The sequence below is a fragment of the Streptomyces sp. NPDC051286 genome, assembly GCF_044455345.1.
In the GTDB taxonomy this organism is placed as follows: domain Bacteria; phylum Actinomycetota; class Actinomycetes; order Streptomycetales; family Streptomycetaceae; genus Streptomyces.
Map to the genome: position 1 here is coordinate 78,229 of NZ_JBITER010000006.1, position 13,155 is coordinate 91,383.

Below are 13,155 nucleotides of genomic sequence, written 5' to 3' on the forward strand. Positions count from 1 at the left end.
TGCCATGAAGATCTCCAAGTTGGTCTAGACCGCGACGGCCACAAAAGGTTACTGCTGAAACTCAGTTCACTGTCAACAGGTCCGACCTATTGGATTAGACCACTAGAGTCGCTACGTTTCGCTGGAGCCAACCACGGAGTCCAAGGCAAACATGATGAAGGGGAGAGCTCTGTGATCAACCGCAGGTCGGTCGTGGCATGCGGGGCCGCGGACACATCCGTGCCACTCACGATCCCGGCCGTACGCGATGCCGCGGCGGCGCCGGGGCACTGGCGGCCGGGCCCCGCCACCCGCATCGTCCTGGTGCCGGGCTCCGCCGGGCGGCTGCGCGACGAAGCCCGCACACTGGCGGCCGAGTTGGTCCAGGAGGGCCATCTGGACCGGCCGCCGCAGATCCCGGTGAAGCCACACCCCGCGCCTCACGAACTGGCCCTCCGGCTCGGCCGGGTGCCCGGTTCGGCGTCCCCCGAGGCGTATCAGGCCAGGTGTTCGGCGGAGAAGTACGCCTTGTCCGCGCGGAGTTTGACGGGTCGGCGCCGCCGTGGTCCCCGGCGGGACCGGACGGCGGGTATGCCGCGGGTGAGCGGCTTGAGGGCGAGGCTGTCGTGCATGTTCGCGCCGGACACGGCGACCGCGAGCGGGATGCCCTGGGCATCGGACAGCATGTGCAGCTTGCTGCCCTTCTTGCCGCGATCGACCGGGTTCGGCCCGGTCAGCGATCCCCCCTTTGGGCGCGACCGGAGGCCGCGTCGACGATCGCCGAGGTCCAGTCCACCTCGCCCCGGGCCCCGAGTTCGTCCAGCACCGCCCGGTGCAGCCGACGCCACAGACCGGCCTCGGTCCGTACCGTGAAGCGGCGATGCGCGGTGGCGGGCGAGGTGCCGAACGTCGGCGGCAGATGCCGCCAGGCACAGCCGCTGGTCAGCGCGTACACCACTGCCGTGAACACGGTCCGCTCGTCACACGGAGCGGTCCCACCACCTTGCGGACGAGCAGCGAACGACGGCAGCAACGGGGCGGCCAGCTCGCGGAGTTCATCAGGAACCAGACGCTTGGATAGATCAGCACCCACGACCGGCATCATGCCGCACGAACATCAAGTCACGTGAGACAACCTCTAAGCCTTGATTGGTGCGGCCGACCTGGCGGCCTGCTCGATCTTCGCGCAGTAGGCTGCACGGGCTTCCTCGTCGATCTGCTTCTCGTGTTCGGCGCGCAACCCGGTCCGGCCGTCGAGGCCCTCGCGCAGGATATCGGCGTGTCCGGCATGCCGGATGGACTCGCCGAGGACATGGACCATGATGGCGAACAGGTTCGTGTCGGCGTAAGGCTCCGGCCACCACGGCACGTGGCCGGGGGCGTCGAGGGGAAGCTCGTTGATCGTCGCGTCCGAGTGTTCCCACGTGCGCCGGTAGAACGCGATGATCTGATCGCGGGTCTCGTCCTCGGTCGCCCACAGATCGCTGCCGTTGGAGTCCTGCCACCGGGGCAGCGGTTCCGGGGAAGGGCGGTCGAAGACCTCGCCGAAGTACCTGGCCTCGACGGTGGCCACGTGTTTGACCAGGCCGAGGAGGTTGGTCCCGGTCGCTGTCAAAGGTCGGCGGGCGTCGTATTCGGACAAGCCGTCGAGTTTCCAGAGCAGCGCCTTGCGGTCCCGCCGCAGTCTCCCGTGCAGGTTGTCTTTCGCGAATTCGTCGATCATGCGGCATGAGCCTGCCATGGGCTGCTCGTGGTCTCAAGATCCCGTACGTGGTCCGCAACGACTGGCAGAGCCGAGGCCTGGTATTTCGGCAACGCGGGAAGCGTGCGTGCCAGGGCGTGGCCGCCCGATCAGAGGTCACCCGACAGGCTCTAAGGCATGGGGGGACCCCCTTCGCGTCGCCTCCCTCCTCCGCCTTGGATTCGAAGCCGCATGACGCCGCTCGCTGATCCACTCGCTATCGTGCACCAGGCCGTAAGCCGATGTCGTAGCCGTACCCGCTCCGTTCCGTGCCGAGTAGCGCCTCACGATCCTCTCGATACGCCCCGGTCCCGGCCCCCGAGTACAGTGCGACCGCCGGTGAGCTGCGAATATGGCGCGGGGCTGCCACCTCCGGACAGCTCCGCCGCCTGAGCAGCCGACCGATTCGGAGCAGCACATGACCGCGCCACTCACCGTCGCCGTCGCCCAGCCCGCCTGTGAGTACCTCGACGTCTCCGCGAACGCCGCGGCCCATGCCGAGGCGATCAAGGACGCGGGGGCCCGGCTGGTCGTCTTCCCGGAGCTGTCACTGACGGGCTACGACCTCGCCGCCCCGGCCGTCTCGCCCGACGACACCCGTCTCCGGCCGATCATCGCCGCCTGCCGCTCCACCGGAGCGACGGCCCTGGTCGGGGCCCCGGTACGCGAGGCGGACGGGCGTGAGTACATCGCCGTGCTGGCCGTCACGGGAGAGGGCGTTCGGGTCGTCTACCGGAAGATGTGGCTGCACGGCGAGGAGTCCGACCGATTCGCCCCGGGCGAGAAGCCGGAGGTCCTGGTGATCGACGGCGTGCGGCTGGGTCTTGCGGTGTGTTACGACGCGGCCGTCCCGGAACACGCCGCCGAGACCGCCGCGCTCGGTATCGACGCGTATGTGGCCGGCACGCTCTACGGTGCGGGTCCCGAGTCGGCGGCCCGGCGCGACGGGCACATGAGGGAGCGGGCGCTCGCTCACGGGGTGTGGGTGGTGCTGGCCACCTCGGCGGGGGCCAGCGGTACGTATCCGGAGACGTCCGGTGGTTCGGGGGTATGGGGTCCGGACGGAGCCGTGGTGGTGCAGGCCGGGCCGGCGGCCGGCGCCCTGGTGTCCGCGAGAATCGGGGGAACCGTGCCTGCCTGAGGCGTATCCGGCGGATCAGGGAGGACAGGGCCCAGGCCTTTCTTTCGGATCAAAGGCCTGGGGCGAGCATCTCCGCCGTGATCGCCCACCGTTCGTGGTCCCGCCATGCCCCGTCGATGAAGAGGAAATCCGGCGAGAAGCCTTCGAGCCGGAATCCGGCCCGGCGCACGAGGGCGATCGAGCCCTTGTTGCCGGGCTGGATGTTCGCTTCCAGACGGTGCAGGCCGAGCGGTCCGAAGGCGTACCGCAGTACCAGAACGAGCCCTTCGCTCATCAGGCCGCGCCCCGAGGCGTGGGCGAACGCCCCGTATCCCAGGGCGCCGCAGCGGAACGCACCGCCGACGATGTTGTTGATGTTGATGAAGCCGGCGAGGGGACCGCTCCCGGCACCGTCGACGGCTGTGCACTCGCAGACGAGGAAGCCCGCCTTTGCGGGGTCCTCGATCAGCCGGCCCGCGTAAGCGGCGTACGCGCGCGCGTCGTCGGGCGGGAACAGCCACGGGTGGTGCAGGTCGCCGCTCTCCTTGACCCGGCTGGTGAACTCCTCGGCGTCCGCGGGGGTGAAGGGGCGGATCCCCACGCGCGGGCCCTCGGCCAGGTAGACGTTGTCAGACATCCGGACAGCGTAGACAGCGTGCCGGGCTCACCTGGGACGGCGGCGGAACAGATAGCCGCCGCAGACCATGCCGGCCGCGAACATCGCGAGCAGCACCACGTACAGGGGCAGCGTCACCAACGGGATCAGCAGACGGATGGTGACCTCACCGGTGTTCTCGGCGATGAAGACGACCGACAGAACCGCGATGACGAGGACAACGATGCGGGACGGTGAGAACGGTCCGACGCTGCCCCTGCCACCGCTCGATACGTCCTTCGGGCTCATGGCTGGGCCCCTTCCCTGGTCCTGATACGCCACCGCCCCCCGACTCCAGGATGCTCCCATCCCGCGCCCGGGGGGCAGTGGCGTGCGGCCGTACAGGTGACGGCCCGTTCCGGGTCGGTTCACCCGTCCTGCGGCCACGGGCAGCTCCAGCACGCCGGTGATCCGTGGGCTGCTGACAACGGTGACCGGTTTGATGCTGCGACTGCCGGCCTACGCGCTGTCGCCGGCCGCGATCACGCATTCGAGCCGGTGCCGCGCCACGTACCGTGCACGATGCCCGGCAGCTGCACGCTGAACGGCCGGGTGACGTCGGGCACCCGCACCGTTGGGACCCAGTGTTCAGATCAGCGCGGGCACCTCGACCGTGAGCGTGCCCGGACCGCCGTCCTCCGGCGCGTCCAGCACCGCGGGCAGGCCGAGCGGAATCGTCAGCGCCGTCGGGCCGTGGCCGAAGCCCAGCTCCTCGACGACGGGCACGCCCAGCCCGCCGAGCCGGTCGGCCAGGACCGCACGCACCTCCTCGTACGGTTCGCAGCCCTGCCAGGAGCCGCAGGCGACCCCGGATATCCCGGACAGCGCCCCGGCCCGCAGCAGTTGAGTGAAGATGCGGTCGAGGCGGTACGGATCCTCCGTCGTGTCCTCGATCATCAGCAGCCCACCGCGGGCGGACGTCCGGGCCTGCGGGGTGCCGATGTCGGCGGCGAGCAGGCTCACGCAGCCGCCGTACGTGATGCCGCTGCCCCGGCCGGGCACCAGCACCCCGGCCGTGCGAAGGCCCAGGGTCCGTACCGACTCCGGCTCGAACAGGGTGGCCCGCAGCGACTCCTGGGTGTCCGGGTCCTTGAGGAAGGTCTCCGCGGCGACCATCGGTCCGTGCAGCGTCGAGAGCCCCACGCGCTGGGCGAACGCCTCGTGCAGCACGGTGATGTCGCTGAAGCCGACGAACACCTTGGGCCCGGCCGCGCGCATCGCCGCCCAGTCGACCAGGTCGACCATGCGGTGCGCCCCGTATCCGCCGCGGGCGCACAGCACCGCGTCGAAAGACGGGTCGCACCAGGCCTGCTGAAGGTCGCGGGCGCGCGCCTCGTCCGTACCGGCGAGATAGCCCAACTCCGGGTGCACATCACGGACATGGGGCATCTCCACGGGCTCCAGGCCCCAGCCGCGCAGCACGTCCAGACCCGCCTCGAGGCGGTCGCCCGGCACCGGTCCGCTGGGCGACACGACGGCGACCCTGGCACCCGGTCGCAGGCGGGCGGGGCGGGTCAGCGGAGTCAGCGTCACTTCTTCAGCTCCAGTTGTGGTATGTCGGGGCGGTCGATGCCGAAAGTCTGGGTGTAGAGGGAGAGTTCGGCCTCCAGTGCGGCGATCAGGGTGTCGGCTCGCCGGAATCCATGGCTCTCCCCCTCGAACGCGAGATACGCGTGCGGGATGCCGCGCCCTTCGATGGCGGTCAGGAACCGCTCGCACTGGACCGGTGGGCAGATCACGTCGTCCAGCCCCTGGAGCAGCAGGAACGGTGTGGTCAGCCGGTCTGCTCGGTTGATCGGCGACCGCGCGCGGTAGCGGTCCGGGACATCGGCGAGCGGGCCGATCAGGGACTCCAGATACTGCGACTCGAAGTCATGGGTCTCGTCGGTGCCCCAGCCGGTCAGGTCGAGGATCGGATAGCTGACGGTGCCGCAGGCGTAGACGTCGGTGCTGGTCAGCGACGCGGCGGTGGTCCAGCCGCCGGCGCTGCCGCCGCGGATGGCGAGCCGGTCCGGGTCGGCGGTGCCCTCGGCTGCCAGCGCCCGGGCGACGGCGGCGCAGTCCTCCACGTCGACGATGCCCCACTGTTCGCGCAGCCGGTTGCGGTAGGCCCTGCCGTAACCGGTGGAGCCGCCGTAGTTGACCTCGGCGACGCCGATGCCGCGCGAGGTGAAGTAGGCGATCTCCAGGTCGAGGACGAGCGCGGCATGCCCGGTGGGGCCACCGTGCGCCCACACGACGTAGGGCGGCAACTCGCCTTCGTGACCGTCCCGTTCGGGGTTGCGGGGCGGATAGATGTGGGCGTGGATGTCACGGCCTTCGGGCCCGGCGAAGGTGCGGTTCTGCGGTGCGGGGTAGTACGCGGGGTCGACCGCGTCGCGGTGCTGCGCGCCGATGATCCGGGTGCGACCCGTCGCGGTGTCCAGCTCCACCACCTCGTACGCGCTCTGCGGACTCGCGGCGACACCGACGACCCGGCTGCCGTGAACGGTGAGCGTCTCGACCCACTCGGTCCAGGGCCCGGCGGTGTCGGCGAGTTCGCCGGTCTCCGGGTCGAGGATGCCGAGGGTGGTGGTGCCCTTGCCGTGGATGGTGGCGATCAGTCCGTTCTCCAGCGGGCGGAACCAGCTGAGCCCGATCTTCCAGAGCGGCCCGGCGAACTCCTGCTTCCTCGTGCAGAGCGCCACCGCGCCCCGGTGCGGATCGGCGCGGTACAGGTTCCACCAGCCGCTGCGGTCGCTCGCGAAGAGGAGCTGTCCGTCGGTGGTCCATTCGATCTGCGGTACCGATTCTCCGGGTCCGCCGCCGAATTTCCAGGAGTTGCGGAACGTGCCGTCGTCGGCGACGTCGGCGAGCATCACCTCGGTGCCGTCCCACGGCATCCGCGGGTGGTCCCAGGCGATCCACGCGACGCGCCGCCCGTCGGGCGACAGCTTCGGCCCGGTCACGAAGCGGTGCCGGCCGTCGGAGAGTTCGCGTACCGCGCCGCGGTCGTCGGCCGCTGATCCGTCCAGCGGTACGGCGGCGATCACCCGGCGCACATCGGTGGGCGCCTCGCCGGTGAACTCCTCCAGGACGCACCACACTTCGCCCCGATCGCCCCGGTCGAGGTGCAGCTGCGGATCGACCCAGCGCAGTCCGCCGCCGACGGCCGAGACCGGGGTGAGCGGCCATGGTTCGTCGGGCCCGTCGGGCGCGTACGCGTACAGCCGCTGGTCGATGAAGTTCACGAAGACGATCAGCGGTCCGGCATCAACGCGCCCGGCACCGGCCCAGGGCAGTCCGCCGTACTCGATGACGCGGCTGCGTACGTTCCACGGAACGGGCAGCACGGTTTCGGTGGTCCCGTCCGCCCGGCGGCGGACCAGGGCGCGGCGGCCCGCCTCGGCCGGGCGCGGCTCCGTCCACCACATCTCGTCGCCGACCGCGCCGACGTACTCCGGGCGGCCGTCGTGCGAGGCGGCCAGCCGTGCGTCGATCGGCGACGGCCATGCTCCGTAGGCCTCTGTGGACACCATGTTCAATCCCCCCGTGCGGGTCAGGCCGTGCGCAGATAGTGGTCGAGTACGCGGACGCCGAAGTGCAGTGCCTCGACGGGCACGCGTTCGTCGACGCCGTGGAAGAGCGCCTGGTAGTCGAAGCCGACCGGGAGCTTCAGCGGTGAGAAGCCGTAGCCGGTGATGCCGAGCCGGGAGAACTGTTTGGCGTCCGTGCCGCCGGACATGCAGTACGGCACGACATGGCCGTCCGGGTCGAAGCGTTCGACGGCGGCGCGCAGCTTCGCGTACGTCGGTGAGTCGACCGGCGCCTGCAGTGCGACCTCGCGGTGGTGGAACTCCCAGTCGACGCCCGGTCCGGTCAGCCGGTCCAAGGTGGCGCGGAACTCGTCCTCGCCACCGGGCACCGTCCGGCCGTCGATGTAGGCGAGGGCACGGCCGGGGATCACGTTGACCTTGTACCCGGCTTCGAGCATCGTCGGGTTGGAGCTGTTCCTGACGGTCGGTTCGACCAGGGCCGCGGCCGGTCCGAGCTTTCCGAGCAGTTCGTCCACGTCGAACCCGGGGGCGTCGACATCTGCGCGGATGCCGTGCAGGGCGGCGATCTCGGTGAGGGCGGCCCGGACGGTCGGGGTGAGCCGTACCGGCCATTCGTGCGCGCCGATCCGGGCGACGGCCGCGGCGAGTGCGGTGACCGCGTTCGCCCTGTTGACCTTAGAGCCGTGCCCGGCCTTGCCGTGGGCGGTGAGCTTCAGCCATCCGGTCCCGCGCTCACCGGCGGCGATGGGGTAGAGCGACATCCCCGGTCCGGCGTGGAAGGTGAAGGCGCCGGATTCACTGATGCCCTCCGTGCACCCTTCGAAGAGTTCGGGGTGCCGGTCGGCGAGGAAGCCGGAGCCGTCCTCCGCGCTGGCCTCCTCGTCGGCGGTGTACGCGATCACGATGTCCCGGCGCGGCCGGATACCGGCCCGGGCCCAGGCCCGGACGACGGCGAGGACCATGGCGTCCATGTTCTTCATGTCGATGGCGCCGCGGCCCCAGACGACACCGTCGCGGACCTCCCCGGAGAAGGGGTGCACGGTCCAGTCGTCGGCCTCGGCGGGCACGACGTCGAGATGCCCGTGGACGAGGAGCGCGTCGGCGGACGGATCGGTGCCCTCGATCCTGGCGACCACGTTGGTGCGGCCCGGGGTGCGTTCGAGCAGTTGGGGTGCCAGTCCCGCGGCGGCCAGCCGTTCGGCGACGTACTCGGCGGCCGGGCGCTCCCGGCAGTCGCCGCCGCCCCGGTTGGTCGTGTCGATCCGGATCAGTTCGGACGTGAACGTCACGGATTCGTCGAGTGCCAGGCCGTCGACGGAGTCCTGGGGGGTGGTCGCCTCAGCCATACTGTTCCTCCACGGCGGACGACACGATCGTCGTCACCGCCTTGAACGTGCGAATACCTTCGTACATCGTCGCGCTGGTGTAGGCGACGCGCCGCTCACCACTGGGCACCACGCCGGGAACCACGGTGGCCGCTGTGGCCAGATGCTCGGCATCGAACTCCAGCTCCACCGTGAACGGGCCGCCCCGCACCGGTTCGACGCGCCCGGCGAGCGAGGTGGCCTCCTTGGCGGCCGCGCGGATATCGGCCGCGGTACGAGCGGGGGTCCGGCATACCGCGGCGTACCTCGACACATAGTCCTTCACCGCGACCTTGCGGGCGGCGGGGGCGTATCCGTCGGCGTCCACGCAGGTCAGGTCGTCGCCGGTGACGAGGACGACGGGCACGCCGTACTCCGCGGCGACATGCGCGTTGAGCAGTCCCTCGCTGGCGCGGACCCCGTTCAGCCAGACGCCGGTGATGGAGTTGGCCAGGTACGTGTGGGCGAGCACACCCTCCGAACCGGCTCCCGTGTGGTAGCCGACGAAGGCGATCGCGTCGACGTCACCGTGCTGGATGCCCTCCACCATGCTGAGGGACTTGTGCCTCCCGGTGAGCATCTGAACCCGCTCGTCGAGCCGTTCCAGCAGCAGGTTGCGCATGGACCAGTGGGCCTCGTTGATCAGCACCTCGTCGGCGCCCCCGTCGTAGAAGCCGAGGGCCGCCGCGTTCACATCGGCGGTGAACATCGATCGGCAGCGCTCCCACTGCGGCGTCCCGGGCAGCACATCGGCCGGCCAGGTCACGCCCGTGGCGCCTTCCATGTCCGCGCTGATGAGGATCTTCACGATGTATCGGTCCTCTCGCAGGTCGGCAGGCATGCGCTCCGGCCGTGACAGCGGTTGCCGTCCCCGGACCCGGAGGAACGCCCGACAGGCTCCCGAAGCGGCCGTTCGCGAAGGGAGATCTTCATGCGGCAACACCGTACGCGGCGACGGAGCCCCAGGCCAGAGGCGTTGTCAGCTCCAGAGGTCCAGTCCACTGCCGGGTCAGTCTGACGGCCGGTCGGCGCGGGGACCCCGATGCCGGGTCTTGAACGTTCCGGATCCCGTACCCGGGCCCCGGTCGGCACGCCGTGGCCCGTCCATGGGTCACGCGGTGGTCCCCCGGGTCACGCCGTGGTGATGGGCCGCCGCCGGCGGGACGGGGAACGACGCACTCAGCGTTTCCGGGCCCGGCCGGTCGCGCGCGGCCCGGGGTGCAGTGGGGTGACATCGGCCGACCGTCCGGGGGAAGACGGCTCACGGCCGCATGCCGACCGGCAGAGTCGCCCCCGGAGGTGGTACGCCCGCGCGCCACCACGCAGAACGCGGCGAAGGGACGCGGCGTCAGTCCTCGTGACCGAGCTGCAGGTCACGTTCGGTGCGTCCGCCGCCCGCGACCTGGAGGACAGTGGCCACCGGCGGGTACCCCGCCGCGATGACGGTGTACTCGCCGGTCGACAGGTCCACGAAGCGGAAGGCGCCGTCGGGCCCGGTCGTCAGGGTGTCGACCACATTGCCCGCCGCGTCCAGGAGCGTGACCCGGGCGTCCTCGACGAGCCGTCCGCCGCTTGCCCGTACGACGCCGCGCAGCACCGCTCCGCCGGCCAGTTCGATGTCCTGCCGGGTCTCCCTGGCCGCTTGCACACTGACCGGCAGCGCGGCGGGCCGGAAGGCGGGAGCGCTGGCGGCGAGGGTGTATTCGCCGGCCACCAACTCCGAAATCACATAGCCGCCTTCACGGCCGCTGCGGGTGGACGCGACGACTTCGCCGCGCACATCGGTGAGCGTGACGGCGGCGTCCCGCACCGGGATCCCATCGGCCGTGACGACGGTCCCGGCAAGTCGGCCCGCACCGCCGAGCACCACGTCGAGCTCGACGGGCCGCTCGCCGACGGTGACGCTGACGGCCTGCGGCTGGTGCCCTCCGGCCGCCGCGATGAGGACGTACGAACCGGAGCCGGGCACGCTCAGCGCGTACCGCCCGTCGTCGCCGCTCGCGCCGCGGCCGACCTGCTTCCCCTGGATGTCGATCAGGGTGAGGGCGGCGCGTGGGACCTTCGTACCGTCGGGGTGCTGGACGCAGCCGCACACCGGGACGCCCGACAGGTGGACGGGCGGTGGAGGGGCCTGGGTGGTGCGGGCGGCCGGGATGGGGGTGGCGGACTCGGCGGCTGCGGATTCGGGGCTGTGGTGGGACACCAGCGGTTTCTCCTTGAGGAAGAAGGCGATGACGAGGCCGAGTGCGAGCACCGGCACGAGGTAGAGGAAGATCCGCGGCATCGCGTCGGCGTACGCCTGGATGTAGCTGTCGCGGAGGGCCGGCTCCATGGCGTGGACCAGCTGCGGGGTGATCGACTCGGGGTCGGGGAGGTCGGCGCCGGAGGGGAGGCGGACGGCGAGGGCGTCGGCGAGACGGCCCGCGAAGAGCGTTCCGAAGACGGCGGCGCCGACGCTGCCGCCGATCTGCCGGAAGTAGTTGTTCGCGCTGGTGGCGGTGCCGAGGTCGGCGGGTGGTACGGAGTTCTGCACGGCAAGGACGAGCACCGGCATGATCAGGCCGATCCCGATGCCCAGGACGGCCTGGGCGATGCTGTATTCGAGGCGTGGGGTGTCGGTTTCGAGGTGGGAGAGCAGCCACATGCCGACGACCGAGATCGCACTCCCGGCGATCGGGTAGACGCGGTAGCGGCCGGTACGGGAGATCAGCTGGCCGGAGACGACGGACGCGCCGACGATGCCGCCCATCATCGGCAGCATCAGCAGCCCGGATTCGGTGGCGGTGGCGCCGTCGACCATCTGCAGGAACGTCGGCAGATAGCTGGCGGCGCCGAACAGTGCGACGCCGACGACCGCGCCGACGAGCGCGGTCACATTGAAGATCGAGTCGCGGAACAGCCTCAGCGGGATCACCGGTTCGGGCGCGCGACGCTCGACGACCAGGAAGAGCAGAGCCGTTCCGGCGGCCCCGGCGGCCAGCCCGAGGATGGTGCGCGAGCCCCACGCGTACTCCGTACCGCCCCAACTGGTCAGCAGCACCACGCAGGTGGAGGCGGCGGCCAGCAGCAGCGCGCCGAGCACATCGAGCCGGGGCCGGACGTCGGGTTTGGGGAGTTTCAGCACGACGGTGATGACGGCCAGTGTGACCAGTCCGAACGGGACGTTGATGTAGAAGCACCAGCGCCAGGAAGCATGGTCGGTGAAGAACCCGCCGAGCAGCGGTCCGGCGACGGACGCGAGACCGAAGGCGGCGCCGATCAGCCCCATGAAACGGCCGCGCTCGCGGGGCGGTACGACATCCGCGATGATCGCCTGAACCCCGATCATGAGCCCGCCGCCGCCGATGCCCTGGACGGCTCGGAAGGCGATCAGCTCGTCCATGGTCCGGGACCAGCCGGCCAGCGCGGAGCCGACGACGAAGACGACGATGGCGAACTGGAAGACGCTCTTGCGGCCGAAGAGATCGCCGAGCTTGCCGTAGATCGGCAGCCCGATGGTGGAGGCGAGCAGATAGGCGGTGACGGCCCAGGACATCTTCTCCAGGCCGTGCAGCTCACCGACGATCTTCGGCAGCGCGGTGGCGACGATCATCTGGTCGAGCGCCGCGAGCAGCAGGGTGAGCATCAGCCCGAGGAAAACCAGCCGGATCCGGCGGGGGCTGATCTCCGCGGTGTCGGGACCCGGTGGCGGCGAGGGCGGAGCAGTTCTCGCACCGGACAGGGCGACGGTCCGAGCACCGTGCGGATCCGCGGTCGCCGCCTCGACGTCGCCCTCCGCACCGTCCGGCTCGCCCTTCACCAGAGTGATTCCACCCGCCACGTGCCGCTCCCCTCGTCGCATCTGCGCCGCCCATTTCTCGCATTGCGCGACAAGAGAGGGCAAACGCGACGGGGGGCGCTGACGGCGCACTCAGGGGGCTTATCCCCCGGTGGGAGCCACTACGGCGCACAACCGACCGGCCGGGAAAACCACCCGAACCGGTGAGGCCGGTCGGCGATACGTGAGGCTACTTCTCGACCTTCGTCGCGAGGTTCTGCAACAGCTCGTCGTAGATGCGCGCAAGACCCTTGGGCGCGAAGGTCCTCTCGAAGAATCCACCGATGCCGCCCGCGCCGTTCCAGACGGTCGAGACGACGGCCTTGGACCGGCCCTCACCGGCCGGGGTGACGGTCCACGTGGTGACCATCGACGAGTTGCGGTCCTTCTCGACGAGCTGCCCGTCGGACGGCTCGGTCACGTCGAGCAGGCAGTCGCGGACCCGCTTGCTGGTGGCCTGGAGCTTCCAGTGGACGAGGGTGCCTTCGCCGTCACCGCCCTCGCGGACCTCGTACTCGCTGAAGTGGCCGGGCAGGACCTTGCCCCGGACCTCCTGGTAGTCGGCCAGCGCGTCGAACACCGTCTCCGCGTCCGCCGCGATGATCCGCTCTGTCGTGGCCTCGACCTGCGCCATGGCTGTTCCTCCAGCACTTCGGTTGTTCGGGGGTGTGCTGAGCCAATCACCTCCGGCACGCCGCTCAAAATCCGGGCCGGGACGAAGGCGAAAAAAACGATCACGGGAACAGGTGTTCCACTCTCTCCAGTGCTGCCGAGGAGACGTCCATGCACTGGGACAATCCGGTCGAGAACACCTGAGAGGCCGGGACGGGCACACTCTTCGCCCCGGACGCGGTGGCCACGCGCACCTTCGACAACGGCGCGACGGGCAGCCGCCGCCGGACGGTCCCAGGTCCACCCGGCCGACCCTGCTCTGAGCCTCCGT

At 70.5% G+C, this 13,155-nt stretch carries 12 protein-coding genes and 1 pseudogene; 1 reads left to right on the top strand and 12 read right to left on the bottom strand.

The annotated features are described in order from the left end of the window. Positions 1-476 precede the first annotated feature (476 nt). From ACIBB8_RS08690 to ACIBB8_RS08700, 3 genes are read right to left on the bottom strand one after another with little or no spacing between them, the layout of a single operon-like run. Entirely contained in the window at positions 477-827 is a 351-nt protein-coding gene (locus tag ACIBB8_RS08690; RefSeq protein WP_398949829.1) for a transposase, read from the bottom strand. After that, complete coding sequence (locus ACIBB8_RS08695; RefSeq protein ID WP_398949831.1) at positions 713-1,072, bottom strand: transposase; 360 nt, start codon at positions 1,070-1,072, stop codon at positions 713-715. The genes ACIBB8_RS08690 and ACIBB8_RS08695 overlap by 115 nt, the downstream gene beginning before the upstream one ends. Before the next feature lie 45 nt (positions 1,073-1,117). Beyond that, on the bottom strand, positions 1,118-1,702 hold the full coding sequence (locus ACIBB8_RS08700) for a DinB family protein (RefSeq protein ID WP_398949833.1): 585 nt from the start codon (positions 1,700-1,702) through the stop codon (positions 1,118-1,120). 436 nt (positions 1,703-2,138) lie between these two features. On the opposite strand from ACIBB8_RS08700, the gene ACIBB8_RS08705 reads away from it, so the two are divergent. Next, positions 2,139-2,861: a carbon-nitrogen hydrolase family protein gene (locus ACIBB8_RS08705; RefSeq protein WP_398949835.1), complete on the top strand. Its 723-nt coding sequence runs from the start codon at positions 2,139-2,141 to the stop codon at positions 2,859-2,861. 49 nt (positions 2,862-2,910) lie between these two features. Here the strand turns inward: ACIBB8_RS08705 and ACIBB8_RS08710 are convergent, their stop codons facing one another. The 9 genes and pseudogenes from ACIBB8_RS08710 to ACIBB8_RS08750 all read right to left on the bottom strand — a co-directional run bounded on the left by ACIBB8_RS08710 (position 2,911) and on the right by ACIBB8_RS08750 (position 12,846). Then, entirely contained in the window at positions 2,911-3,477 is a 567-nt protein-coding gene (locus tag ACIBB8_RS08710) for a GNAT family N-acetyltransferase (RefSeq protein WP_398949837.1), read from the bottom strand. Between the two features lie 27 nt (positions 3,478-3,504). After that, positions 3,505-3,744: a lipopolysaccharide assembly protein LapA domain-containing protein gene (locus tag ACIBB8_RS08715; protein WP_398949839.1), complete on the bottom strand. Its 240-nt coding sequence runs from the start codon at positions 3,742-3,744 to the stop codon at positions 3,505-3,507. Positions 3,745-3,879: 135 nt separating this feature from the next. Further along, positions 3,880-4,076 (bottom strand): annotated as a pseudogene (locus tag ACIBB8_RS08720) (peptidase S15); the annotation flags it as partial. A gap of 7 nt (positions 4,077-4,083) precedes the next feature. After that, positions 4,084-5,028, bottom strand: a complete 945-nt coding sequence (locus ACIBB8_RS08725; RefSeq protein WP_398949841.1) for an LD-carboxypeptidase — start codon at positions 5,026-5,028, stop codon at positions 4,084-4,086. Next, positions 5,025-7,013, bottom strand: coding sequence for a prolyl oligopeptidase family serine peptidase (locus tag ACIBB8_RS08730; protein ID WP_398949843.1), 1,989 nt, complete (start codon positions 7,011-7,013; stop codon positions 5,025-5,027). Before ACIBB8_RS08730 ends, ACIBB8_RS08725 begins: the two co-directional genes overlap by 4 nt. Positions 7,014-7,033: 20 nt before the next feature. Continuing rightward, on the bottom strand, positions 7,034-8,377 hold the full coding sequence (locus tag ACIBB8_RS08735; RefSeq protein ID WP_398949845.1) for a M20/M25/M40 family metallo-hydrolase: 1,344 nt from the start codon (positions 8,375-8,377) through the stop codon (positions 7,034-7,036). Beyond that, a complete protein-coding gene (locus ACIBB8_RS08740) occupies positions 8,370-9,203 on the bottom strand; it encodes a M55 family metallopeptidase (protein WP_398949847.1) in 834 nt (277 codons plus the stop codon). Before ACIBB8_RS08740 ends, ACIBB8_RS08735 begins: the two co-directional genes overlap by 8 nt. Positions 9,204-9,743: 540 nt before the next feature. Beyond that, positions 9,744-12,215 carry an MFS transporter gene (locus tag ACIBB8_RS08745; RefSeq protein WP_398949849.1) on the bottom strand — a complete coding sequence of 824 codons (2,472 nt, stop codon included), beginning with the start codon at positions 12,213-12,215 and terminating at the stop codon, positions 9,744-9,746. 187 nt (positions 12,216-12,402) lie between these two features. Continuing rightward, complete coding sequence (locus ACIBB8_RS08750) at positions 12,403-12,846, bottom strand: SRPBCC family protein (protein WP_398949851.1); 444 nt, start codon at positions 12,844-12,846, stop codon at positions 12,403-12,405. Between the last annotated feature and the right edge of the window lie 309 nt (positions 12,847-13,155).